We start from the raw sequence: 23,897 nt of genomic DNA on the forward strand, positions 1-23,897 counted from the left end.
ACGCCGATCCGCACCTGTCGAACTGACGGCACACCCATTTGACCGGCATGTTTCGCGTTGCCTGCCGAGCGGCGCCCGCACAACCACGGCGGCTACCATGGAGCCGCACTCAGCATGACCTAAGGAGAACCAACATGAAGCTCTTTGCCTATGCCCTGCGCGAGTACGACGAGCTGGGCTATCTTGACGCATGCGCGCGGGAGATGGGATTCGAGTACGGCTGGACGTCCGAGTACCCCAACCTCGATAACGTAGGCCTGGCCCGCGGGTATGACGCGCTCTGTATCATCACCAACCCCATGCCGGCAGATCTTCTCGACGCCTTCCACGAGGAGGGTATCAAGAACCTCGCCACCAGGACCATCGGCTACGAGCACATCGACGTAGCACACGCCTACAAGCTGGGCATGCGCGTGGCGAACGCCCCCTACCCGCCCGAAGGCGTGGCGAACTACGCCATCATGCTGCTGCTCATGGCCCAGCGCAAGGTGAAGCTCCTCTCGCGCCAGTCCCTCGCGCAGGATTTTGGCCTTCATGGCAAGCTGGGGAAGGACATCTCCACCTCCACGGTGGGCGTCATTGGCACAGGACGCATTGGCGCCACGGTCGTGAGGCATCTCGCGGGCTTTGGCTGCAGGCTCCTTGCCTATGACCCCTATCCCAACCCCGAGGTCGCAAAACTTGCCACCTACGTTGACCTTGACACCCTCTACGCCGAGTCCGACGCAATCACGCTCCACGCGCCCGGCCTGCCCGAGAACCGCCATATGATCGACGCCGCGGCCTTTTCCAAGATGAAGCGAGGCGTAACCATCGTGAACGCGGCGCGCGGCATGCTCATCGACACACAGGCGCTGGTGGGGGCGGTGGAGTCCGGCCAGGTGGGCGCGGCGGCGCTTGACACCATTGAGCACGAGGAGGACCTCTACTACCTGGATCGCAGCCGAGACGTGCTTCCCAACCGAGACCGCTCGGTCCTCATGGCCTTCCCCAACGTGATCGTCTCTCCGCATATGGCGTTCTACACCGCCGAGGACGTGGAGGCCATGATCCGCAACTCCGCAAGCGCACTTCTCGCCTTCGAGCGTGGAGAGAAGACGCCCTTTGAGGTGCGCCACTAGCAGGTGCATTTGCCGACAACAGCCAAAAAAACAGAGGGCCGGCGTCTCTTGGCCTGCCGGCCCTCCTCATGTCATGTGGACTTCCCTTGGGCTATTAGGGTGGTATCGCTCCTCTGCTATCGCAACCTGTAGAGCTGCTGTCTGTGAACCGCCAGGTTGCTAGCGCCCTTGATGCGACTTACGCTTCGCGTTGCTGGCCCTCCCGGGACCTACAAACGGGCGTGCCTTGGGTTGGCGGCCGCAGACAGGTTTGAATGTATCTCGTCTTCGCTGCCCATCGGTATCGCCTCCCTCACTCGAGCCCCGAGCCGTGCCTCGAAGCTAACCTTTGTTTCGATGAATTATCTACCCCGTGGTGCGAGAAGTAAACGACACTTGATGCGATTTGTGTCTAATAACTGATGGTAGCAATGTAGGTGGCGGAGGCGTCCGCACCGGCCGCACCAGCCACCGGCCCGTCGAATGACCACGTGCCATGCACGCCACGCCTGGCGAGGCCCGCCTTAAGGTGGAGCATGGCAATCCCCATGTCAACGAGCTGCACGTCACCGATGGACCTAAGTGGCAGCGTGCGATCCTCAAAGAGGTCGATGCGCCCGTCCGAGCAGACGAGCCGCCACGGCTGGAGGTTCTGCGCCGAGGGCGCCAACCGCACGCAGCTGAACGCGGCCGAAATCGCAGGATCACACGCATCCGGCGAGGCCATAGGATGTGCAAGGTCGCCCTGGAAGAACAGGGTGTTCCACGGGGCACGCTCGTCCGCATGGAGCTTCGAGCGCATGACTCGCTCAAGTGCCGAAGCGCGCGGCGCCGGCGTGCCTACGGCGATGGCCGCCGGCATGATGCGGTTCTCGTCCCTGTCAACACCCACCACGTGCTCGAAGGCGGGCCGATCAATGGTACCCGCAAGCCATGCCGTCCCCAGGCCGTGCGCCGTCGCAGCCAGGACCAAGCGCTCGACCACGTAGCCAAAGGCCTCCTCGGCATGTACGCAGCGCGGGAGAGAGCCAACAATGTACCAGCTGGTCCCGCGAATCACCCGGCTTGTAGCACCGAACTTCTCCGCATCAATAAGCCGCAGTTCAACCGGTATGCGATAGGGATTCTCGTCATTGGATGCCAGGGTCTCCAGAAGCTCGCACGCCTCTGGCGAGAGCGGCGTTCCGTCAAACGTGCGCACGGTGCGACGCCGCTCGCACGCAGACGCAAGAACACCGGCCTCGCTTGCTTCCATGGCAGCGCTCCTTCATCAAGCCTCAAACGGGTGCCGAAAGGCGCCCAGACTCTGCGCATTCCCCACTATGCTATCGCACGCATTACACAATGGGCTCCGGCAACCGCAACCAATTGGGTGGGCGGTGTATGCACACCCCTTTCGAGCTGCTGCTTATTTGGAGAAACAATCGCTTGCCGACGAGAAGGAAACATTATCCAAACGCGGGACTAACTCTGGGCCAACGGGGATATAGTCAATCTATGCAGGTCATGGTCGTTCGGCGAAAGGACATGCCATGGGAAAGAAAGCGGCAGAGGCGCTCGATATCAGCTACAACGATCTGGCCGACTACCTCCATAGAAACCACTCGGTGTACATGAAGGTTGGGTCGGCCGTCTACTACCTCACAGACGTCAACTTTGAAGCGTGGCGCGCACAGGATACGTTGCGACGCAACTCCAAGAACCACTTCGTCGACTGCAGTGAGCTTGTCGACACGGTTGACGAGTTCCTCACGCTCCCCTTTGTCCATGGCAAGACCATCAAGGACGTGTTTGACCAGGCAACCTTCTATGCCTCGGTCAAGGGTGAGAAGTCCGCGTAACTCTGCCGTTAAGAGCATTGCGGCCCCGTTGGCGTTTGCCAACGGGGCCGTTTTGTGTGCAAAGGAGGAAATGCCTGCACCCCTGCCAAACCTGCGGCTTAATAGCAGTCGCAAGAAGACAGTGCCGAGAAGAACCGCAGCTAGGGAGCTTGGTCCTTCTCGGCACGATGCTATTAACCCGCAGGTTTCCGGGGGCCTTGCGCGAAGAGCGCCCCCAGCCGCGCCTACTCCTTCGCAACCGGGCGCTGGGCCTCGAAGGTCTCCTCGACCTCAGTGTCCACGCCACCCTCCTCGGCAAGCGCCGGGATGAGCACGCGGTATGCGTTCTCGGTGGCGTTCTCGTGCGGCGAGCGCTTGGCATAGCGCTTGACCGCCGCGGCAGACTTTTTGATGGCCTGCAGCGTGCCGGCGCCGGCCACGCAACCACCCGGGCACGCCATGCCCTCGAGCAGGTAGCCGGGGTACTTGCCGCACACGGCGTCCTTCATCATCTTGCGGCAGTCCTCGAGGCCCTCGGCATTGGCCACGTTGACCTCGCGGTCGGGGTAGCGACGGTGGATGGCGTTGACAACGGCGGTGGCTACGCCTCCCGCAACGGCAAACCCGCGACCGTCCGCAGAGGCCACGTCGAAGTCGCTCTTGTTGTCGTCAGCCAGCGAGAGGTAGTCGATCTGCTTGGCCTCCATCATGCCCGCCATCTCCTCGAAGGTGAGCACAAAGTCCACCTCACTCCTGATGGACTTGCGCATGGCCTCGAGCTTCTTTGCGGCGCAGGGGCCCACAAAGACGATCTTGGCGTGCGGATGCTGGGTGCGGATCATGCGCGCCGTGAGCGTCATGGGCGTAAGCGCCATGGAGATGCAGTTGGCGTACTTGGGGAACTCCTTCTTTGCCATGACCGACCACGCGGGACAGCACGAGGTGCCCATGAAGGGAAGCTTTTCGGGGACCTCGTTCAGGTAGTCATCCGCCTCCTGGATGGTGCAAAGGTCTGCGCCAAGCGCCACCTCCTCGACGCCGGAGAATCCCAGCTGGTGGAAGGCCTCACGCAGCTTGCCCACGTTGCCCTTGCCGCCAAACTGGCCGACAAACGCCGGCGCCACGGCGGCAATGACCTCGTCGCCCGCGTTGATGGCCTGGATCACCTGGAAGATTTGGCTCTTGTCGGCAATGGCACCAAACGGGCAGTTGATGAGACACTGTCCGCACGAGACGCACTTCTCGTAGTCGATCTGCGCGCGTCCGTGCTCGTCGGAACCAATGGCATGCATGCCGCAGGCGGAGGCGCAGGGGCGCTCCTTGTGGAGAATGGCGTGGTACGGGCAGACCTTGGCGCACTGCCCGCAGTGGACGCACTTCTCCTGGTCGATGTGGGCCTTCTTGTCCACAAAGGTGATGGCGCCCTTGGGGCATATCTCGCGGCAGGGGTGCGCAAGGCAGCCCTGACACATGTTGGTCACGCGGTAGACGTTGTCCTCGCAGGCGTTGCAGGCAAACTTGATGATGTTGATGAGGGGCGGCTGGTAGTAGGTCTCGGGCTTTGCAGCCTCGGCAAGGCCATCGGAGAGCTGCTCGGGGCGGTCGACGCCCTGCAGCGGCAGGCCCAGCGTGAGGCGGATGCGCTCGCCCACGATGGCGCGCTCGAGAAACACGCTCTCGCGGTAGGTTGCCACGTCACCAGGGATGATCTTGTAGGGCAGCTCGTCGAGCTTCTTCGCCTGGTCATCGCCGCCCTCGTAGGCGATCTTCGCGACCTCGCAAAAGACGTTGCGCCTGATTTCCGTCAGGTTAGTGTACACGCCACGCATGGTGTCAGCCATAGGTGGATCCTCTCGCTTCTCGTCCCTTTTTCTCGCCGCACTGCAAACGGCGTCACGCCGTCACGTGGGCGGCGTCCCCTTCATCAACAGTATCGCGCAACCTTGTCCTCGTTGCATGAGTCGAACGGGCGTGTGTTGCCTCGCTACGCCCGGAACCTCTCCGGGACTTCCGTGCGGAGAAGCACGTGCGCACCGCTCACCGGATGGTCGAACTCCTCCTCAAGCGCATGCAGCATGAGTCCGCGCGGGTCTCTCCTACCGCCGTAGAGTGTGTCTCCCACAATGGGAAATCCCAGAGACGAGAGGTGCACGCGGATCTGGTGTCGGCGCCCCGTTCCCAGCTCAACGAGAAGGAGCGTGCGGTTGCCACGCCGCTCGAGCACGCGCACTCGCGTGAGCGCGGGCTGACCTTGTCCGGGGCGGCACACACGCATGCGGCGCGCATCGTGGCGGTCGCGACCGATGGGCTTCTCGATGGCGGTCACGTCTCCCGGGAAGGCACCGCTCACCTCGGCGAGATAGCGCTTGCGCATGGCATGTCCGGCCACGAGAGCGTCAAACGCAGGCTGGAACTCCTCGGCCAGCGAGAAGAGCACAAGCCCCGTGGTATCGACGTCCAGGCGTTGCACTGCCTGGGGATTAGCTGCCACGCCCTGGCGCGCAAGCGAGACGCGCACGCGATCCGTGAGCGTGGGTGCGCAGGTACCGTCACCATGTACGAGGATGCCTGCGGGCTTCTCGACAGCAAGGCAAACGGAGTCCTGATAGATAATGGTGGCAGATGGCACGTCCGGTGGCGTAGGCATGGCTGCCTGCCGCGCGAGGGCAACGTCCACCACATCCCCGACAGCCAGACGCGAGGACGCCGCAAGCGCCTCTCCCCCACGCGTGAGCTCAGCGCCCTGGAACGCGCGGGCGGCAGAGCGCCGCGACATCCCCGTGGAGAGTGCCAGGTCGAGCGCTGAGCAGTCCTCAAGCGCGCGGAACTCAAGCCGCGAGGCGTCGTCCTTCTCGCCGAGAAACTCGTAGCGCACGAACTTTTCTGTCTCCAATGGCACACAGCACCTCTCACTACTCTTGCTGACGCTTGCGCGGGTATTCTACGTCAGCCAACGCGCTGGGGAGCAGCGCCCTCTCCGCTAGACCTCGCTCCCCCATATTTCCGAACGCCAGTTGTCGGAAAACGCTGTAACACCCAGCCTTGTACCGGAAGCGCCGATGCACGACCATACCAATATCCTACCAACGCACTAGAGATTGAGGAGCGCATCATGGTCATCATCTGTCACCGAATGTGTAGCGAAACCAGCACGGCGAGGCAGCTTGCCCGCATCCCCCACTTGGAACGCATACGACACGTCGGAAGGTAACACCCCATGCAGATCGACATCACGGCACTTTGGGCACTCGTCGCAACCATTGTGGCGTTCGCCCTTCTCGCCACGCTCAAGCGCAAGTTCAAGGTTGGCTTTGGCGTGCGCACCCTCATCGCGACCGGACTCGGCATAGTCATTGGCGTCGCGTTTGGCCAGGGCTTCTCGTACTACGCAATCTTTGGCACCATCTACGCAAACGTGATCTCCGCGCTTGTGGTGCCGCTCCTCCTCTTTAGCATCATCTCGAGCGTCACCAACCTGGCGGACCTCGTGCATCTCAAGGGCATCGGCGTGAAATCGGTGGTCTTCCTCGTGCTCAACACGCTCACGGCGACGCTCCTCACGCTTGCCATCGCGCTGCCCCTGGGCGTGGGAACGGGCTTCTCGCTTGACGGCGTAACCTACGAGGCCAAGGAGGTCCCCACCGTCACCGATACCATCGTGGGCCTCTTCCCGCAGAACCTCGCCGCCGCGTGGACCAGCAACGCAGTTGTGCCCATCATCGTCTTTGCGATCATCGTCGCACTGGCGTACAACCGGCTTGCATCAGAGCGCCAGGATGGCGAGAAGGTCGACGTGCGGCCGTTCAAGGCGTTCATCGACGCCGGCAACAAGGTCCTGGGCGAGACCGTAAGCAGGGTTGTTGGGTTCACGCCGTACGCCGTGGTGGCGCTCATTGGCCGCGCAGTTGGCCGCGCCGACGTCACCCAGCTCGTGCCGCTGCTTGGCGTGCTGGCCGTTGCCTACGTGGTCCTGGCAATCCAGTTCTTTGGCGTCGAGTCTGCGTTCGTGGCCTGGGTGGGTCATCTTAGCCCGGTGCGCTTCCTCAAGGGCATGGCCCCCGCTGCCGTGACCGCCTTCACCACGCAGAGCAGCATTGGCACGCTGCCCGTGACCATTCGCTCGCTCACGCAGAACCTGGGCGTTGATGAGGACGTGGCCAGCTTCACCGCCGGCCTTGGGGCAAACCTTGGCATGCCCGGTTGCGCCGGTATGTGGCCAACGCTCGTGGCGGTCTTCGCGATCAACGCGCTGGGCATCCCCTTCACGCCGGTCCAGTACGGCTTCCTCGTCCTGCTCACGCTTGTCGTCTCCATTGGCACCGTGGGCGTGCCTGGCACGGCAACTATCACCGCCACGGCGCTTCTGGCAGCGCTGGGGCTTCCCGTGGAGACCATAGCCCTTGTCGCGCCCATCTCCTCCATCGTGGACATGGGCCGCACGGCAACCAACGTGCTTGGCGCGGCAGAGGCCTCGCTTATCGTGGCCGCCGGCGAGGGCCTGGTAGACCGCAGCGTCTACGACGGTGAGGATTCGTTTGGACTCAAGAATACGAGCCAGGCAAGCGCGGCGTAGCGCTTCTGTGACAGCGTCTCCACGGGCTCCCCGGTGCCGCATGGGCATTGGGAAGCCCGTTTTGTGTGCCCCTTTTGCCTAGCCACTCGTGGCCCACAGGCTGTTGGGCGAGCGTTAGCTGCGGGGCAAGAGCCGTGCGCGACTCGATGTTGCCTTGCTGGCAAGGTTTTATTGCGCGATATTCCGAGAAATCCTAACAGCAACTGGGAGAATGTCATTCTTAGAAGAAATAACGTTCAATAATTGAGAGGCAATAGGCCTTCGGGACTGAAAAGCCCTGCCTATTGGCCGCAAACTCCAGCCGATGGGATGAGAGCCCCCGTGCCTACCGTCTCGCCCGTCCGCAGGCACAAGCGCCGCTTACAGAATCGTAAGCTTGCCGATAGGTTCCTGATGGCGATGCCCCGGTATCATTTCCACAAGCGCGTTGAACAGGCATGACACCGTCACTAACTCGGCACCACAGGCTCGGCGGCACCCCGGCACCACCCGTTTGGCACACAAGGGCGAGGAGGACGCATGTCCCAGGAGACCGACCACACCAACTACCTCGGCGAACCCGACAAGACAACGCCGAAAGCCCATCCGCTCGACAGCCTCCCCGTCATCTCTGGGGACTCTCCCACCGCACCGCCTCCCCTGCCTGGCGAGAGCGCCGAGGAGGACGAGGACACCCGCGACGCGATGGCAAGCCTTCTCGCCCACCGCAAGAAGCGCCGCCGCAGGAACATCATCGTTGGTGTCGTTGCCGCCTGCGCAGTTGTTGCTGTTCTCGTTTGGACCGTGACTTCTCAGCAAAGTGCGAACGCCCCCGAGGAGCCCTCGCTTCAGACCACGCCGGTCATGCGCGGCGAGTTTACCGACGAGGTCAAGGCATCCGGCAACGTCCAGCCCATGAACTCCGTTGTGGTAACGCCCGAAGTGGACGGCATCATCTCCGAGGTGTTCGTGAGCGAAGGCGACTACGTCGAGGAGGGCACCACCCTCCTCACCATCCGCAACGACTCCCTGGACAAGGCGGTGCGCGAGGCGGACATCCAGCTGCGCTCCGCAAAGACCCAGCTCTCCTCAGCCAAGGAGAATTACACCACCGCCTACAACGCCTACTACGCGGACCAGACGGACCTCGCCACGGTGAACTCTGCCGCCGATGCTGTCGACGCTGCGCAGCTCTCGCTCGAGACCGCACAGTCCGCCTACGACGACGCCGTTGCCACCGCAGGCAAGCGCACGGTCACGGCACCGGCCTCGGGCACGATTGTGGTCATGAACGCCGTCGAGGGCGCGGCCGTGGGTTCCGGCGCGGGTGCCGGTGCCGCCGCCACGGCAACGTCTGCCGCCGGGTCCTCGGGCGCGCTCATCACCATTGGAGACCTCTCGCAGATGACGGTCTCGGTGCAGGTGAACGAGATGGACATCTCGAAGGTCTCCGTTGGGCAGGCGGCGCGGGCGACCTTCTCGGCACTTCCAAACGTGGAGCTTGACGCCACGGTCACCCGCATTGCGACCGTCTCTTCCTCGGATGCCCAAGGTGCCATCCCCGGCTACGGCGGAAACGTGGTCACCTATGCCGTCGACCTTCTCATCCCCAACCCGGACCCGTCGCTCAAGCCAGGCATGACGGCAAGCGTCACCATCTCCTCGACGGACATCCCCGACGCGCTCATGCTGCCGCTGAGCGCCGTAGACGGCGAGGGGGACCAGGCCATGGTGGGCGTTGTTACCGGGCAGGACGATTCCGGATTCCCCACAACGGAGGCAAGACACATCACGGTGCTTGCATCCAACGGAACCATGGCGGCCGTCGAGGGTGACATTGCCGAAGGCGACGAGGTCGTGATAGGCGTGATGCAGGGAGGCGCCGAGACAGGCGCGGACACCATGACCGGCGAGGCATCCTCCTCGAGCTCGGCGGCCTAGTATGGCCTCCCACGTCATCCACGCCGAGAAGGTCTGTCGCATCTACTCGTCGGCCGCCGGCCTCACGCCAGCGCTTCGCGGCGTGAGCCTGGACGTCGAGCGCGGCGAGTTTCTCGCCATCATGGGCCCTTCCGGCTCGGGCAAGTCCACGCTCATGAGCATCCTCGGCTGCCTCGACCGCCCCACGTCCGGACTCTACCTCCTCGAGGGCATCGACGTCTCAAAGCTCACCGACGACGAGCTGGCACATGTGCGCTCCACGCGGCTTGGCTTTGTCTTCCAGTCATTCAACCTGCTCCCACGTGCCACGGTGCTTCGAAACGTGATGCTTCCCTTGGTCTACAGCAGGGGTTCCACCGCCGATCGCGAGCTGAGGGCGTGGCAGGCTCTTGCAGAGGTAGGCCTTCCCGAGAGCCTCTACACCCACCGCTCGAACGAGCTTTCCGGCGGCCAGATGCAACGCGTGGCCATTGCCCGCGCGCTGGTAAACGACCCTGCGCTCATCCTTGCTGACGAACCTACGGGAAACCTCGACTCCGCCACCGGAGAGCTGGTCATGCGGACGTTCAGGCGCATGCAAGAACGCGGCAAGACCGTAGTGCTCATCACGCATGACTCGAGCGTCGCAGGCTGGGCGGACCGCGTGGTGCACATACGAGACGGACGGCTTCTCTCGGACGAGCAGGAGCGTGCCTACGTGGCGTCGCTTGCCCAGCGAGAGCGAGAGGCGCTCGTGGGCACGCAGGAGGTGACGAGCGCATGAGAATCCGAGACCTCTTCTACGAGACCTTCTCGGCCATCCAGGCAAACCGAGGGCGAAGCCTGCTCACAATTCTGGGCATTGTCATTGGCATCGCTGCCGTCATCTCCATGACAGCGCTCATAGACGGCGTCAAGGCGTCGCTCGTGGGCGAGCTGGGACTTTCCCAGTCACGCACGGTCATGATCGACTGCTGGCCTGGTCGTGAGGTCACGATGGATGACATCGACGCACTTGAAGCAGGGATGTCCGACGACTACGAGTTCATAACCGTGGCATCCTACAACTCGGGGACGATCTCGAACGGCGTAACCGAGGAGCAGGGAACGCTCTTGGGCGTGGAGCCCGACTACTTCGAGGCAATGGGTACCAAGGCCATTGCCGGGCGCCTCATCATGCAGAGCGAGGAGGGCGCTGGCTCGCGGGTCATATTGCTTGATCAGACTATAGCCAACCGCATGTGGGGGTCGGAGGACGCGGCAGTGGGCCAAAGCGTGCACATTGGCAACGACGACTACACCGTGGTGGGCGTGGTTGGGGGCTCGGGCATGATGAGCGGGCAATCCTTCGTGCCGCTCTCTACCATGCAGAAGCGCATGAGCGGTAACTCGGGCGTAAGCCAGATCATCGGCTTTGCTCGCGAGGGCACCGACATGGACGGCATTGCCGCGCGGACGGAGTCCCACCTCAGGAGCTACTTCAACCTGCCGGAGGAGGATCCCTCGAGCCCCGATGGATCCAGCTACTACATCGGCGTCACGACCATGGCCTCGGTCATCGAGCAGCTCGACTCGACGATGGGCGCGTTCCAGGCGCTCATGACCTGCGTGGCAGGCGTGTCGCTTGTGGTTGGCGGCATTGGCATCATGAACATGATGCTCACCAACGTCACCGAAAGGATTCGCGAAATAGGGCTGAGAAAGGCACTGGGCGCGCGCCGCGCAGACATCACGTGGCAGTTCCTGCTGGAGTCCATCACGCTGTGCCTGGTGGGCGGCGCGTTTGGGATAATCCTGGGATATGCCGGCGCCAACGTTCTCGCGCAGTTTGCCAGTCTGTCGAGTGAGATAGGCGGGATGTCGGTGACGCCCGTCATCTCTCCGACGGCAGTTGGTCTCGCCAGCGGCATCTGCGTTGGCATCGGCGTGCTCTTTGGGTTCTATCCCGCCTGGCGCGCTGCGCGTCTCGATCCCGTGGAGTCGCTGCGATACCAGTAGCGCTGGTCCACCCCCAACTGGCGACACGCCGCCTTGGTTACCGCAACACATTCGTATGGCGAATCTGTATCGACCTGCGTGCGTCACACGTTCATGCGCGAATGTGTGACGCACGTAGCGGCAATTCGGCGGCGTCAGGAAATACGGTAAGACATTGGGTATGCTTTCAATAGCTTGGGAAGGAGAGAGCCATGCTGTGGGAATATGCCCGCTTAGATGACGAGACGAGAATAGCCTGCTCAGCTACACGTTCCGACGGGACGGTTCGCGTGGTTGTCGAGCGACCCAGAGACGGCGGTCTCGACTCAGCAGACTGTCTTCTCCCCCAGTGCCGCTGGAAGGATGTGGACGGATTCTCGACGGCCGAGCTTGCGTTTCTCGCAGACTTCTTGCATAACAATGCCCCTCTCATCTTCGACATTGCCGAGCGGCACGCAGAGGAGAGGAACATTGCCTAATGCCAAAAATTCTCGTCTTTGGGACATTCGTGCTGTACTTTTGGGCTGGCGAGAATAACGAGCCAATCCATGTGCATGTTGGCGTAAGACGCCCAGCGGATGGCGACGCCAAATTCTGGTTAACCAGAGACGGCGGTTGTATTGTTGCCCGACCAGGGGGTCTCTCGAAGAGCGACCTTCGAGACATTCAAAGATTTATCGTCCAGAACCACACCTACATCGTTAGCAAATGGGTGGAGTTTTACGAGGGTATTGAGCCTCGCTTCTATCAGTAGAAAATAGGTCAGCCATTGCAAGTCGCAGCCCTCGGCGTTGCAATGCATTCGTATGGCGAATCTGTATCGACCTGCGCTTACGTCATCCTCGAGCCATCGGCAAACTGCTGGCGAAGCACCTGGTCAAAGCCGAGAATGGCCGACCACACATGGGCTGACGAGCGCCACGCCACCGAGAGCGGATAGCTCATCTCCTCCCCCAGATGAATGACGCGCATGCCCGCCGCGGCGGGGTCTGCAAAGGTGGTGGCGACAAGCTCCGAAGGCACGAAGCACGCACCCACACCGCGCAGCGACAGGGCCATGAGCGTCTCGGAGTTCTTCGACACCACGCGGACCTCGGGTGAGATACTCGCCTCGGCGAGCTTGCGGCGCGAAAACTCACCTGGGACGTCCTTCTCGCCCATCATCAAGAACGGGCACGCGGCAAGCCCCGCAATCGACCCCGTAGCCTCGCACTCCTCGGCCACGGCCTCCGCCTCCTCGCCATAGAGATCCTCGAGGAGAGACCGTGCCACGATGAGCACGACCTCCTCGCGAAAGAGCTGGTGCACCACAAGCCCAGGCATGCGCTCCGCAACGGTCGCCACCACCATGTCGAGACGACCTTCCCCCAGCTCGTCCACAAGCTCGTCGTTCTCGCCCTCAAAGAGCGCAATGGATATGTGAGGGTGCGCGCGCTGGTACATGGCAATGGCGCGCGGCATGATGATGTGGCCGCGCGTGGCCGTTACACCCACGCGAATCCTGCCCCGGTCGTTGTGCGCAATGTCGCGGAACTCCTGACCCATGGTGCGCTGCTCGGCCTGGAAGCGCCGAGCGTAGCCGAGAAACTCCTCCCCCGCATAGGTGAGCGTAAGCGGGACCGTGCGCTCTACCAGCCGAACCCCAAGCTCGCGCTCGGCGGCGGCAACGCTTGCCGAGAGGGTCTGCTGGCTCACGTGCATGAGAGCAGCGGCACGCGTGAAGCTGCGTTCCTCGGCAACGGCAACAAAGTAGTCCATGGTCTGAAAGTTCACGGCTCAGCATCCCTCATCGCAATTCATGCACACGGCAGCCCTGCCGCTGTGCGTTTTTCCAGCTGAGTCCATATTACAAATTCATTTGGTGATTCATACCATATAAATCAGTTTGACTTGGTTCTCATGTGTCCATAGTGTTTCTCGTGCCTTGGAAGGAAACGCTGAGAAGGACGAGGGACATGGCAGAGACGGCAACGCTTGGGGTATTTGCAGGAATGCTCGTAGCCGGCACAGCCATGAGCATCCCCCTGGTGGCGATTCTCGCCGCCGGCCTTGCACTCTTCCTTGCCTATGGCATACGCCGCAGGGTCCGCCTTCCCGAACTGCTTCGCGCAGGTGCGTCGTCCATGCGCTCGGTAGCTTCCATGCTCGCCCTCTTTGTGGTTGCCGGCGCACTTGCCGCGGCATGGCGCGCCTCCGGCACGATTGCGGCAATCGTGAGCTGGTCCTCGTCGCTCATCCAGCCGTCCGCCGCCGTGCTTGCGGCGTTTCTCCTCTGCTGCCTTATGTCGCTGCTCATGGGCACGGCCTTCGGCACGGCAGCTACGATGGGCGTGATTTGCATGGCCGTCTCGCACGCAATGGGCGCAAACGAGCTGGCCACGGGCGGTGCGGTGCTTGCCGGCTGCTACTTTGGCGACCGTTGCTCTCCCCTCTCGGGAAGCGCCATCCTGGTGTCCAAGCTCACGGGCACGAGCCTCTACGACAACGTTCGTCGAATGCTGCGGACCGGACTCGTGCCGTTTCTCGTTGCCTGCGTGGCGTATCTCGCAATGGGCATGCAGGCAAAGGGAGGCGCCAATGCCGCGGGCGTTGCGGCAGCGCTTGCCGATAAGTTCTCGCTCTCTTGGCTGGCGATCCTTCCTGCAGTGCTGGTTGTTGCGCTCTCGCTTGCCCACGTGAACGTGCTGGTGGCCATGGCGGCGAGCCTGGGTGCCGCGTGCATGGTATGCGTTGGAGTGCAGGGCGTCTCGCCTGCCGAGCTGCCGCAGCTCCTCGTCTTTGGCTACCACGTCGCAGACCCTGCGGTGGCGCCGCTCATCGACGGAGGCGGGGTTGTCTCGATGGCCAACGTGACGCTTGTGGTGGCCATCTCTTCCACCTATGCGGGCATCTTCAAGAAGACTGGCCTGCTCGACGGTGCCGTTGGGCTGGTCACGGGCTTCTCGCGCAAGTCCACCCCGTTCATTGGCGTGCTTGCCACAAGCGTGGTCTCGTGCATGGTCGCGTGCAACCAGACGCTTGCTATCATGCTCACCGACCAGCTGTGCCGCCGCACCGAGAACAACGGAAGCGCCCTGGCGCTTGACCTCGAGAACAGCGTGGTCATCGTGAGCCCGCTTGTGCCGTGGTCCATCTCCAACGTGGCAGTGCTCTCGAGCGTGGGCGCACCGGCGCTGAGCATTGTGACGGCAACGTTCTGCTACCTTCTGCCGCTGTGGACCCTGGCGATAAGCGTCTGGCAGCGCAGGCGCCCGGAGTTCCCCGACAGCAGGCCGGCACAGCTTCTGGGCCTCACGCCTGCCGACGACGTGCGGCGCATCCGCGCCGCAGCGTAGGGACGGAGGCGTCGGCATGACGGTGGCTCCACAGGCTGACGGCGGCCCTACAGGTTGACGCCGGCTCGCAGGCCGGCGCCGCAGCGAGGGTTTCGTGCGCACTCCCTGCCAAAACGCGCCCTCCGGCGCCGATTTGACGCCCGAGCAGGGGTTTCCGACGGAATCCCATACAAGATGGCCCCTCCGGCGCCGTTTTGGCGCCGGAGGGCACGTTGCCGCAGCCATCCCGTACGAGAAGCGCCCTCCGGCGCCGGTTTCTCGCCGAAGAGCGCATTCCCGCAGCAATGGGGTAACCTTCCATCCAGCATAGTTTTCGCGGAAAGGTTCTCCATGTTCTTTCTCCTGGCAAACGGCTTCACACTCTACCTGCTGTTCTTTCTCATCCTGGCCATTGGGCCGGCTGTTGCTCTCATGCGCTACGTCTATTACCTCGACCCCCTGGAGAAGGAGCCGTCGGGGCTTCTCTCGCGCCTGATTCTACGGGGAGTGCTGGCTGCCTTTCTCGCCGGTGTGTTCGAGCAGGTAGGGATGTCAGTCTTTGGCCTCTTGTCCGGCCTTGACGAGAACACCCTGGGCTTTGAGCTGCTCTCGGACTTTGTGGTGGTAGGCGTCATCGAGGAGGCGTGCAAGTACATCCTCATGAGTCGCGCCACATGGAACAGCCCCGCATTCAACTGCCGTTACGACGGCGTGGTGTATGCGGTCTTCACCTCGCTGGGATTTGCCGGTATGGAGAACGTCATGTACGGACTCGACTACGGTACGGGCGTGCTCATGAGCCGAGCGGTCATGGCCATTCCCGCTCACATGGGCTTTGCCGTGCTGTTTGGCATGCTTTACGGAGAGGCCAAGTGCCTTGCGGTTCGCGGTCATCGCATTGGGTCCGCGTTGTGCGTTGTCGTTGGTTTTGCGCTCTCAGCCCTGCTGCACGGGCTCTACGATGCCACGGCAACGCTGGCTGACTACGGAGATGGGACGTTTCTCCTGGTAGTTGCCCTGATCTATGTGATTGTGTTCCTCGTGGTGCGGTCGGCTGCCAAGCACGACAAGCGCTTCGCGTAGGGTGACGCATCTCTCCTCTCGCAGCTCCTCGCAAGCGGAGAATAGCTCCATTTCTTATAACTGATTCTCACAACCTGGGGAAACGCGACTGTCGTTTAAGAAAAGGAGCTATTCTCTGCGAAGGTGCACGGGGGAGACCAGACAGGCCACGGAGCGCGAGAAGGAATGTGCCCTCCGTGCCAGTAGACGCCGGAGGGCACAGCCTAACGGGCCAAGAAATGCGTCGCAGCCGCGCTACTTGGCCAGACGCGCAGTCACCGCAGAGACAAGCTCTGCAGCGGGAACCTGGGTCTGCTCGTGCGTCTCCATGTCGCGAAGGGTCACCGCATTGGCAGCTACCTCGTCTGGCCCAATGACCACGCAGACACGCGCCCCGAGCTTGTCGGCCTGCTTGAACTGGCTCTTGAGCGAACGGCCCTGGTAGTCGGCCTCGGTACGCACGCCCGCCTGACGCAGCGCAAGCGTAGCCGAGAAGACCGCCTCGCGCTCGTCTGCCGAGGTCCCTGCCACGTAGACGCATCCAGGCTGGGGCGTCTCGAGCGAGCCGCCCTGCGCTGCAAGCGCAAGCGCAATGCGCTCGAAGCCCACAGCGAACCCGATGCCCGGCGTGGGCTTGCCGCCCTCGAGCTCCATGAGACCGTCGTAGCGGCCACCGCCTCCGATGGCGCCAACGCCACCGTCCACGGCCTCTACCTCGAAGACCGTACGCGTGTAGTAGTCAAGGCCGCGCACGAGCGTGGGATCCTCGACGTAGGTAACGCCTGCCGCATCAAGGTAGCGCTTTACCTGTGCGTAGTGCTCGGCGCAATCGTCGCAGAGGTTGTCCTTGGCAAGCGGTGCGTCACGCATGACCTCGCGGCAGTGGTCGTTCTTGCAGTCGAAGCTGCGCAGCGGGTTGATCTCCGCTCGCTCGAGACAGTCCTCGCACATCTCGTCAGCGTGGTCGAGAATGAACTGGCGCACCTTCTCGCGATAAGCGGGACGGCACGCGGCATCGCCCATCGAGTTGATGGAGAGCTTAAGGCGAGAGGGGTCGAAGCCAAGACGCTTGTAGTACTCCATGAGCATGATGATGCACTCGGCGTCCGCCGCCGGGTCCGCGGCGCCCAGCCACTCGACACCCACCTGGTGGAACTGGCGCAGACGGCCCTTCTGGGGTCGCTCGCCACGGAACATGGCCTCGGCGTACCAAAGCTTTGCGGGCGCAGCGCCCTGGGGCACCATGTTGTTCTCCACGGCAGCACGCACCACGCCGGCCGTCCCCTCGGGGCGCATGGCAAGGCGCTGCTTGGGCTTGAGGCCTGCCTCAGAACCCTGCTCGAACAGGTTCTCGAAGAGCGCACCGGAGACCACGCGGAACATCTCCTTGCGCACGACATCCGTGGACTCGCCAATGCCGTGGACAAAGGTGTCTACCTGCTCGATTGCAGGTGTCTCGACCATGTCAAAGCCGTATGCGCCAAAGAGGTCTCGCGCCACGTCCTGCATGTGCTGCCAGGCGCGCATGTAGCCGCCAAAGAGGTCCTCGGTTCCCTGAACCCGCTGTGCCATGTGATGCTCCTTCCGCGCCGCTCGGGCGCATCTGGTCGCGGCCACGAACGGCGCATCCAAGCGCCGCCTTCCGCGACCATGTTCGGGTTGCAAGTATAGCGCCCAAGGACTACGCGACGTTCGCGGCAGAGAGGTACACGATGCGACCGTCGATGCGCGAGGTTGCGTCGGTCTGGATGTCGAGGTCCGCACCATTCGCAATCACGATGGTCCCTCGCACGACGGATCCATTGGTGAGCCGCAAGGTTGGCATGCCAGCGGTAACGTAGATTGCCGCCGCATGCGAACTTGCGAAGGTGACGCCGTCAAGCGAGAGGGTCGCGGTGCCGCAGAGCTCAGCAAGGGAGCCTGTCGAGAGAATCTGTACGTCGGCAAGCGAGACGTTACTGCCGGACCCCTCTACGTGCACCACGGTACCCGACGTGGCCTCAAGGCTTCCGCGTTCCATCGAGACGGCTGCGCCATCAGATGCGGCGATAGCGGTGCAGTTTTCGCCAGAGGCATAGGCAGACGAGTCGCTCAAGCGGGCAACGGAGCCCGTGCCAGCACATGCAAGCGCAGTGGAGTTCACTCCGCGCACAGAGAGCGTCGAGGCAGCCGTGACGCCTGCAGAACCACCGTCAGCTACGCTCAACGCAGAGGATCCCTCGGGGGTAAGCGAGATGATGGTCGACCCCCCGTGCCGCAAGGGACTCGCCAGCGCCCACCTGAACGACTGCACCAACGCTCGTAGAGGTGAGGACCTCGCCGTTGAGCTCGCTGGCTGCGTCTTTGCTCGTTGCGTCATCGTCGCCGGAGCCATCCGCGGACTCGCCCTGTTCCTCTGAGACATAGGCAGCAGCAAGCGAGAGAGACGTTGACGAATCCACCGTGGGCTGCATGTGGGGCTCAATGGGGTCTGGTACGGTTGCCACGGCCTGCGTCGCATTGCGGTTATCGGAGTCATCCTGCTCAAAGGCCTGCTGATAAGACCCCTCACTGGGAAGAGACTCCCCTTGCGCCTCCTCTTGGATAGCCCCCGCGTGGTCTAGCTCCTCGGCGACACCCCTCGACGGGGTTACGCCCAAGACTGCTGTGAGGGCAAACGCCGCTGCGAGCATGCAGACGGCTTTGGAGGTGCGAGATGTTGCAGCGACGGGGCGCCTCCACCAGCGCGCCACTCGCGAAGCGGCAACCGCTTCGTCCGACAGGACCTCCGTTGGGACCTGCTTGGTTTCGGTCGATGTCTCCTCGCGCATGTGAGACTCCCCTCTTCCGCCTGCGCGACGCCGTGACGCCGCCTTGCGGAAGAGTCTTCCCCACGATGGGTCGCGGAACCCCCCTACGGTCTCACACCATCCCATGGGCACGACGTTACGCGAAAGCTGAAAAGGTCGGGGGGCGATGCCCCCGACCTTTCCAGATAGCTGCCCCGAAGGGCGAGCCAGCCAATGTGGTTTGGTTTACAGCTGCTGGTCGTGCTGGTCGTGCCAGAGACCTGCGGCCTGAAGCACCTCGAGCGCGGTGTGCTGGGGCTGCTCTGCAGTGGATGTGGGACTGCGGTACTGGGCCATCATCTGCTTGAAGAGAATGGCTGGCGCAGGCGGGGTGTACGTAATAGCGTTGGCACCGGCCTCGACTGTGGCGCGCGTGGACTCCTCCGTGCCACCGCTCGACGCGATGATGGGCACGTCAGGGAACTTCTCGCGAATCTTGCTCACGATGGCCGGGGTGTCCTTGCCGCCAGCGACGTTGATGATGGCCGCACCGGCGTCGATACGTGCAGCGATGTCGGTATCGGCACTCACCACGGTGATGACCGTGGGAATATCAATGGCAAGGGAGACGGCACGGAGGTTGACGTTCGAGATAGGTGAGTTGAGTACCACGCCCATGGCTCCCTGGCACTCCACGTCGTGCGCAAGCGTAACCGTGCGAACGCCACGCGTGGTACCACCGCCGATGCCGCAGAATACTGGGATGCTCGAGGCGTCGATGATAGCCTCGGAGATGGACTGCTGCGGAGTGAAGGGGTAGACCGCAAAGACGGCGTCAGCATCGCAATTCTTGATGACCGCGAGATCGGTAGTGTAGACAAGCGCGCGAATCTTGCGGCCAAATATCCTGATACCGCTCGCCTTCCAGGCTTCCTCCGGCATCTTGAGAATCTTGTGGCGCAGCCTGGCCTGAATGATTGGGGCCTCCTTCTTCGCAGTCGTAGGGACCACGATGGGCTCTGAGACGTTGTCTTCCATGGATGTACCCCCTCGTGAGGCATTCGTTGGCACCATACGCGAAATCGTGCAACCGGATGTTACCCATCGAATGCGCTTGTCGTTCACGGGCTCCAGCATTTCTCGGCACGTCCATGATGATTGTCGAGGATTAGCAAGGCAGAGGATGACCTTCTCGTCCCTGAACAAACCTTGGGTGGACTACGATAATTTTCATCACATATTGAACCGTGAAAGGACGCACGCATGGCAATGAGCAAGCTCCGGGCGTTTGTGCGACGCCTCAAGGACCGCATAGCGCTCAACCGTCGCACCTTCATCCTCTATTCGATTCTCAGGGTGCTCGTCCTCCTCACACTCATCCGCTGCATCATGACCCAGCGCTGGGAAGGCGTGGCCATCTCAATCCTGGTGCTTGTCCTCTTTCTGGTACCTTCCATCGTGGAGGACAAGGCACACATCGAGATACCCGGCCTATTCCAGGCAATCATCTACACGTTCATCTTTGCCGCAGAGATTCTCGGCGAGATCGACCACTACTACGTGCTGATTCCCGGCTGGGACACCGTCCTGCACACGCTCAACGGATTTCTGTGCGCTGCCATAGGATTCTCCCTTGTTGACCTCCTTAACCGTTCGAGCAAAAACATCAGCCTCTCCCCCATCTACGTGACAATTGTTGCCTTTTGCTTCTCGATGACCATCGGCGTGCTGTGGGAGTTCGTTGAGTTTGGCTTCGACACCTTCCTGGGAATGGACATGCAGAAGGACACCTTTGTCACAAGCATCTCCTCTGTGGCACTTGACCCTGCAAACGAAGGGAACCGCGTCCAGATACACGACATTGCGACAACCGCCATTACCACCGCCGCCGGCAACACGACGACCATCAACGGATACCTGGACATTGGGCTCATCGACACCATGAAGGACCTGCTCGTGAACTTTGCCGGCGCGCTGGTCTTCTCTGTAATTGGCTACCGACACCTCAAGAGGAACGAGAGCGGCAACTGGGCGGAAGGCCTGCACGTAAGGCCAGTGCCACAAGAGCAGTACCAAGAGAACGAGCGCCGTCTTGACGAGATGGAGGCAAAGCGAGAGGACAAGAAGCGCCAACGCGAATAGGCGGCCCTAGGAACCGCCCACTGAAGCGGCCCTCCACGCAACACCACCCAAACACTTACATAATGTCCTCCATCGGAACCTTGCCGTTGACAATTGCTCCCGTGATTCCACGTTCTCGAAGCATCCGCGCGATGGCGTAGATGGGATCTGGGTCTATCCCCATAATTGCAGGCGCCGTTGCGTCAATGCCATAGACAACCTCTGCGAAGCGCGCCCTGGGATCGACCTCGTCTTTGTCCCAGGTAGCCTCGACATTTGCTAGGTAGTCCTTCCAGTTCACATACGAGCGCTGGGCGAGACGAGCATTGTCACCCCAAGAGGAACGCACCCTGTCCTCGTCCACGGGAACAAGGTAGGAGCGGTAATTCTCGTGCACGGCGTCTGCGAGCCCATCGATGTAGAACCATCTTCCGCTACAGCACTGATAGGGATGCCGATCCCCACACAGCACCACGAACAGATCTCCCTCTCTTATGGGAATGCGGGGCAGGCAGAGCATGTCACCTTCTCTGGAGGGGAGGTCTGGGCTCACATCCCGTACTGCACGCTCCACCCCATACATGCGGAAGAACGGGACCTTCCACTCGTCAAACGCCTTGCGGATGCCAGCCGCCTCCGCCAAGCAGCCGACCTTGACCAAACTCTCCTGGTATCCAGACATATGATTGCCCCCAAACCTCAAGCAGCCAACAGGAGGCCGGCCGTCGCCGACCACGCTCGAGCGTTGTTTGCAAGGGAGAGGTGCGCCATCACGTGCCAGTGGGGGCCTCCGGGGTGGCTTCATCCCTTGCGATAATATCGTACCATGTATGAGAACATTTGTTCTCGTCAGATTCCTGACAGATTTGTGCAAGGCAAGGCGGGAATGTCATATCCGGGCGCATCCGGCCACGAAAGCACGCGTGCCAGCATGCCCTCAACGTCTAGCACGCCATAGGCAAAGCCCTTGCGAACCAGCTCGTCGGGCACAAACCCGTCGTACTTGTCGAAGCGAGGAACCTCACCGGGATAGACCAGCTCCATGGGGTCAAGCGGGAGCGCGGCCTCCTCCTTGACCACGCGGTAGAACGTATGCGCATCGGCGCTCATCGTAAACTGCATGAAGTATGGGCGCGAGGAGTCCAGCCCCTTGAGCCCGAGCTTGTCGGCGCAGCGAATCTTGAGGAAGCGCTCGAGCGCGAGAAACGCGTAGCTCCCCAGCCAGGGCAGAAGACACCATGAGGTACCACCCAGGCACACGAGCGGCTCTGACGCCAGATGGGCTAACGACGCCACATGACGCGCCTGCGCCAGCCGGGCGCGCGCATTCGTGCGCAGGTAGGGATAGTCGCACGTCTCGCGGAGAACGCCCCGCATGCGCTCGAGCACGCGGGTGTTCACGTCTCCTGCGCATATTCCAAAGTACGCGGGGACCTTGCCCTTAACCTGCGTGCACTCGATGAGATGGCGCTTGTAGTCGATCTCCTCGATCACCCAAACGGCGCCCGCAATGGCAATGCGCTCCCCCACGGGCGGCGGCTGCACGATGGTCCCCAGCTCCTGGGACTCCGAGCGCACCGTGTACTCCTCGTCCTCGGCAAACGTTGCATAGAAGCGGAAGTCGTTCGTCACGCGCTCGCCCGCAAGGCCAACGATGAGCCCGCCCGTCTCGGTGCGCTCGATCTGGTCGGTCTCGACGAGGTGCCGCAGCAGCGTGCGATAGTCATCTGCTGTCACGCGATGGAAGGGCGAGAGGGTAAGCACGCGGCGCGCCAGGTCTGCGGGCAAGAGCTCACCCGTAGAGGCAAGCGTCGCCATGGTCTGGTGGTAGAGGAGGCTGTAGGGCAGGCCGTCCAGCCGTGGGGGCTCAACCCAGCGCTCCTCCACGTAGAGCTGCACGAGCGCGATACCCTGCAGGAGCTTCCAAGGCACGGTCTCGGGCAGAAGCGCCCTGGCCTCAGGCTCGTCCTCACGCATCACGAACCACATCTCGCTTGGCTGGCCGCGCCTGCCGGTGCGCCCCATGCGCTGCAGAAACGAGCTCACCGTAAACGGCGCGTCGATCTGGAACGCCCGCTCCAAGCGTCCGATGTCGATACCCAGCTCAAGCGTCGAGGTGGTAACCGTGGTGAGGTTGGCATCCTCGTCACGCATGAGCTCCTCGGCCGTCTGTCTGAAGCTTGCCGAGAGGTTGCCGTGGTGGATGAGGAAGCGGTCCGGCTCCCCCACCGCCTCGCAGTACTGGCGCAACGTTGTGGTAACGGCTTCGCACTCCTCGCGAGAGTTGGCAAAGACCAGGCACTTGCGGCCACGCGTGTGCTCGAAGACATAGGCAAGGCCAGGATCCGCGAAGACGGGCGCCCTGTCAGTGGGAGCCTCGGGTTCCGGTTGCTCCGTCTGGGGCGCAGCGACGCTTGGCGAGACGTCCTCCGCGCGCTCTTCTCGGCTGGGCACGCGCTCCTCGGCAGCCACCTGCTGGGGCGTCTCGTACGTTGCCTCCGCTGGTTCCGCACCAGCACCGTGCCCAAGCCCATCCTCGCCGCGCTCCGGCGCCTGCGGACCACTCACGTAGAAGTGCTCCATCGAGAGGCGCCAGCGCTCCTTGGGGGCCTCCAGCCTGGGGATGACGCATCCACGCCCCGTACCTGCGGAGAGATACGCGCCCGTTGCCTCTGGGTCGCCGATGGTGGCTGAGAGGCCAATGCGGCGCGGCACCACGCCTGCCAGTCGCGAGAGGCGCTCGAGGCAGCAAAGCGTCTGGCCTCCACGGTCTCCCCGCAGGAGCGAGTGAACCTCGTCTATCACGACAAAGCGCAGGTCACCAAAGATGTGCGGGATGGCATTGTGCCGGTGCAGCAGCATTGACTCGAGCGACTCCGGCGTGATCTGCAGGATGCCCGAGGGATGCTTGAGCATCTTTGCCTTGTGCGACTGGGAGACGTCGCCATGCCAGTGCCACACGGGTATGTTGCCCTCAGCACAAAGGTCCTCAAGACGCAGGAACTGGTCGTTTATCAGCGCCTTGAGCGGGCCAATGTAGACGCACCCCACCGAGGCCGGCGGGTCTTCCCAGAGCTCTGTCAGGATGGGGAAGAACGCAGCCTCGGTCTTGCCCGAGGCGGTGGAAGCCGTGAGCAGGACGTTCTCGTCTGTGTTGAAGATGGCGTCTGCGGCGGCAACCTGCACGGCTCGCAGACTCTGCCAGTCGTGGTCGTAGATGAAGTCCTGGATGAATGGCGCGTAGCGGTCGAAAGCGTCCATGG

At 62.4% G+C, this 23,897-nt stretch carries 21 protein-coding genes; 11 read left to right on the forward strand and 10 right to left on the reverse strand.

Annotated elements, in window-relative coordinates; all coding sequences use genetic code 11:
• Nucleotides 1-134 precede the first annotated feature (134 nt).
• The gene (locus tag AUL39_RS06520; protein ID WP_059054766.1) at nt 135-1,121 is read left to right on the forward strand and encodes a D-isomer specific 2-hydroxyacid dehydrogenase family protein; all 987 of its coding nucleotides are present in this window, start codon (nt 135-137) and stop codon (nt 1,119-1,121) included.
• Between the two features lie 391 nt (nt 1,122-1,512).
• On the opposite strand, the gene AUL39_RS06525 is transcribed toward AUL39_RS06520, so the two are convergent.
• Nucleotides 1,513-2,355: a nitroreductase family protein gene (locus tag AUL39_RS06525; RefSeq protein WP_059054767.1), complete on the reverse strand. Its 843-nt coding sequence runs from the start codon at nt 2,353-2,355 to the stop codon at nt 1,513-1,515.
• Nucleotides 2,356-2,632: 277 nt separating this feature from the next.
• On the opposite strand from AUL39_RS06525, the gene AUL39_RS06530 reads away from it, so the two are divergent.
• Complete coding sequence (locus AUL39_RS06530; protein ID WP_059054768.1) at nt 2,633-2,941, forward strand: hypothetical protein; 309 nt, start codon at nt 2,633-2,635, stop codon at nt 2,939-2,941.
• Nucleotides 2,942-3,165: 224 nt separating this feature from the next.
• On the opposite strand, the gene AUL39_RS06535 is transcribed toward AUL39_RS06530, so the two are convergent.
• Both AUL39_RS06535 and AUL39_RS06540 read right to left on the reverse strand, forming a co-directional pair.
• Entirely contained in the window at nt 3,166-4,761 is a 1,596-nt protein-coding gene (locus tag AUL39_RS06535) for a 4Fe-4S dicluster domain-containing protein (RefSeq protein WP_059054769.1), read from the reverse strand.
• 143 nt (nt 4,762-4,904) lie between these two features.
• Complete coding sequence (locus AUL39_RS06540) at nt 4,905-5,819, reverse strand: RluA family pseudouridine synthase (RefSeq protein WP_235810782.1); 915 nt, start codon at nt 5,817-5,819, stop codon at nt 4,905-4,907.
• Nucleotides 5,820-6,137: 318 nt separating this feature from the next.
• Between AUL39_RS06540 and AUL39_RS06545 the strand changes: the two genes are divergently transcribed.
• The 6 genes from AUL39_RS06545 (at nt 6,138) to AUL39_RS11645 (ending at nt 12,123) form a co-directional block, all read left to right on the forward strand.
• A complete protein-coding gene (locus tag AUL39_RS06545) occupies nt 6,138-7,493 on the forward strand; it encodes a dicarboxylate/amino acid:cation symporter (RefSeq protein ID WP_059054770.1) in 1,356 nt (451 codons plus the stop codon).
• Nucleotides 7,494-8,012: 519 nt separating this feature from the next.
• Complete coding sequence (locus AUL39_RS06550) at nt 8,013-9,413, forward strand: efflux RND transporter periplasmic adaptor subunit (protein WP_059054771.1); 1,401 nt, start codon at nt 8,013-8,015, stop codon at nt 9,411-9,413.
• Nucleotide 9,414: 1 nt separating this feature from the next.
• Nucleotides 9,415-10,176, forward strand: coding sequence for an ABC transporter ATP-binding protein (locus tag AUL39_RS06555; RefSeq protein ID WP_059054772.1), 762 nt, complete (start codon nt 9,415-9,417; stop codon nt 10,174-10,176).
• Nucleotides 10,173-11,390, forward strand: coding sequence for an ABC transporter permease (locus AUL39_RS06560; RefSeq protein WP_059054773.1), 1,218 nt, complete (start codon nt 10,173-10,175; stop codon nt 11,388-11,390). Before AUL39_RS06555 ends, AUL39_RS06560 begins: the two co-directional genes overlap by 4 nt.
• Before the next feature lie 191 nt (nt 11,391-11,581).
• Nucleotides 11,582-11,848, forward strand: a complete 267-nt coding sequence (locus tag AUL39_RS06565; RefSeq protein WP_059054774.1) for a hypothetical protein — start codon at nt 11,582-11,584, stop codon at nt 11,846-11,848.
• Nucleotides 11,848-12,123: a DUF4160 domain-containing protein gene (locus tag AUL39_RS11645; protein ID WP_059054775.1), complete on the forward strand. Its 276-nt coding sequence runs from the start codon at nt 11,848-11,850 to the stop codon at nt 12,121-12,123. Before AUL39_RS06565 ends, AUL39_RS11645 begins: the two co-directional genes overlap by 1 nt.
• Before the next feature lie 77 nt (nt 12,124-12,200).
• Here the strand turns inward: AUL39_RS11645 and AUL39_RS06575 are convergent, their stop codons facing one another.
• Nucleotides 12,201-13,142: a LysR family transcriptional regulator gene (locus tag AUL39_RS06575; protein ID WP_059054776.1), complete on the reverse strand. Its 942-nt coding sequence runs from the start codon at nt 13,140-13,142 to the stop codon at nt 12,201-12,203.
• A gap of 182 nt (nt 13,143-13,324) precedes the next feature.
• On the opposite strand from AUL39_RS06575, the gene AUL39_RS06580 reads away from it, so the two are divergent.
• Nucleotides 13,325-14,704, forward strand: coding sequence for a Na+/H+ antiporter NhaC family protein (locus tag AUL39_RS06580; RefSeq protein WP_059054777.1), 1,380 nt, complete (start codon nt 13,325-13,327; stop codon nt 14,702-14,704).
• 330 nt (nt 14,705-15,034) lie between these two features.
• Nucleotides 15,035-15,766, forward strand: coding sequence for a PrsW family intramembrane metalloprotease (locus AUL39_RS06585; protein WP_059054778.1), 732 nt, complete (start codon nt 15,035-15,037; stop codon nt 15,764-15,766).
• Nucleotides 15,767-16,000: 234 nt separating this feature from the next.
• On the opposite strand, the gene hisS is transcribed toward AUL39_RS06585, so the two are convergent.
• The 4 genes from hisS to AUL39_RS06605 all read right to left on the reverse strand — a co-directional run bounded on the left by hisS (nt 16,001) and on the right by AUL39_RS06605 (nt 19,551).
• Nucleotides 16,001-17,317, reverse strand: a complete 1,317-nt coding sequence (gene hisS, locus AUL39_RS06590) for a histidine--tRNA ligase (RefSeq protein WP_059054779.1) — start codon at nt 17,315-17,317, stop codon at nt 16,001-16,003.
• A 109-nt stretch (nt 17,318-17,426) separates the two neighbouring features.
• Entirely contained in the window at nt 17,427-17,951 is a 525-nt protein-coding gene (locus AUL39_RS06595; RefSeq protein ID WP_059054780.1) for a hypothetical protein, read from the reverse strand.
• Nucleotides 17,938-18,555: a hypothetical protein gene (locus AUL39_RS06600; RefSeq protein ID WP_059054781.1), complete on the reverse strand. Its 618-nt coding sequence runs from the start codon at nt 18,553-18,555 to the stop codon at nt 17,938-17,940. Before AUL39_RS06600 ends, AUL39_RS06595 begins: the two co-directional genes overlap by 14 nt.
• A 204-nt stretch (nt 18,556-18,759) precedes the next feature.
• Nucleotides 18,760-19,551, reverse strand: a complete 792-nt coding sequence (locus AUL39_RS06605; RefSeq protein WP_070807568.1) for a hydrolase — start codon at nt 19,549-19,551, stop codon at nt 18,760-18,762.
• Nucleotides 19,552-19,776: 225 nt separating this feature from the next.
• On the opposite strand from AUL39_RS06605, the gene AUL39_RS06610 reads away from it, so the two are divergent.
• The gene (locus tag AUL39_RS06610; protein WP_201783927.1) at nt 19,777-20,655 is read left to right on the forward strand and encodes a hypothetical protein; all 879 of its coding nucleotides are present in this window, start codon (nt 19,777-19,779) and stop codon (nt 20,653-20,655) included.
• Between the two features lie 55 nt (nt 20,656-20,710).
• Here the strand turns inward: AUL39_RS06610 and AUL39_RS06615 are convergent, their stop codons facing one another.
• Entirely contained in the window at nt 20,711-21,316 is a 606-nt protein-coding gene (locus AUL39_RS06615) for a hypothetical protein (RefSeq protein WP_059054782.1), read from the reverse strand.
• A 167-nt stretch (nt 21,317-21,483) separates the two neighbouring features.
• Complete coding sequence (locus AUL39_RS06620; protein ID WP_059054783.1) at nt 21,484-23,895, reverse strand: DEAD/DEAH box helicase; 2,412 nt, start codon at nt 23,893-23,895, stop codon at nt 21,484-21,486.
• Nucleotides 23,896-23,897 lie beyond the last annotated feature (2 nt).

The organism is Tractidigestivibacter scatoligenes, from assembly GCF_001494635.1.
In the GTDB taxonomy this organism is placed as follows: domain Bacteria; phylum Actinomycetota; class Coriobacteriia; order Coriobacteriales; family Atopobiaceae; genus Tractidigestivibacter; species Tractidigestivibacter scatoligenes.

Coding starts and splice junctions, on each gene's coding strand:
- AUL39_RS06520 (WP_059054766.1), top strand. CDS start 135: ATGAAGCTCTTTGCCTATGCCCTGCGCGAGTACGACGAGCTGGGCTAT.
- AUL39_RS06525 (WP_059054767.1), bottom strand. CDS start 2,355: ATGGAAGCAAGCGAGGCCGGTGTTCTTGCGTCTGCGTGCGAGCGGCGT.
- AUL39_RS06530 (WP_059054768.1), top strand. CDS start 2,633: ATGGGAAAGAAAGCGGCAGAGGCGCTCGATATCAGCTACAACGATCTG.
- AUL39_RS06535 (WP_059054769.1), bottom strand. CDS start 4,761: ATGGCTGACACCATGCGTGGCGTGTACACTAACCTGACGGAAATCAGG.
- AUL39_RS06545 (WP_059054770.1), top strand. CDS start 6,138: ATGCAGATCGACATCACGGCACTTTGGGCACTCGTCGCAACCATTGTG.
- AUL39_RS06550 (WP_059054771.1), top strand. CDS start 8,013: ATGTCCCAGGAGACCGACCACACCAACTACCTCGGCGAACCCGACAAG.
- AUL39_RS06555 (WP_059054772.1), top strand. CDS start 9,415: ATGGCCTCCCACGTCATCCACGCCGAGAAGGTCTGTCGCATCTACTCG.
- AUL39_RS06560 (WP_059054773.1), top strand. CDS start 10,173: ATGAGAATCCGAGACCTCTTCTACGAGACCTTCTCGGCCATCCAGGCA.
- AUL39_RS06565 (WP_059054774.1), top strand. CDS start 11,582: ATGCTGTGGGAATATGCCCGCTTAGATGACGAGACGAGAATAGCCTGC.
- AUL39_RS11645 (WP_059054775.1), top strand. CDS start 11,848: ATGCCAAAAATTCTCGTCTTTGGGACATTCGTGCTGTACTTTTGGGCT.
- AUL39_RS06580 (WP_059054777.1), top strand. CDS start 13,325: ATGGCAGAGACGGCAACGCTTGGGGTATTTGCAGGAATGCTCGTAGCC.
- AUL39_RS06585 (WP_059054778.1), top strand. CDS start 15,035: ATGTTCTTTCTCCTGGCAAACGGCTTCACACTCTACCTGCTGTTCTTT.
- hisS (WP_059054779.1), bottom strand. CDS start 17,317: ATGGCACAGCGGGTTCAGGGAACCGAGGACCTCTTTGGCGGCTACATG.
- AUL39_RS06600 (WP_059054781.1), bottom strand. CDS start 18,555: ATGCGCGAGGAGACATCGACCGAAACCAAGCAGGTCCCAACGGAGGTC.
- AUL39_RS06605 (WP_070807568.1), bottom strand. CDS start 19,551: ATGGAAGACAACGTCTCAGAGCCCATCGTGGTCCCTACGACTGCGAAG.
- AUL39_RS06610 (WP_201783927.1), top strand. CDS start 19,777: ATGGCAATGAGCAAGCTCCGGGCGTTTGTGCGACGCCTCAAGGACCGC.
- AUL39_RS06615 (WP_059054782.1), bottom strand. CDS start 21,316: ATGTCTGGATACCAGGAGAGTTTGGTCAAGGTCGGCTGCTTGGCGGAG.
- AUL39_RS06620 (WP_059054783.1), bottom strand. CDS start 23,895: ATGGACGCTTTCGACCGCTACGCGCCATTCATCCAGGACTTCATCTAC.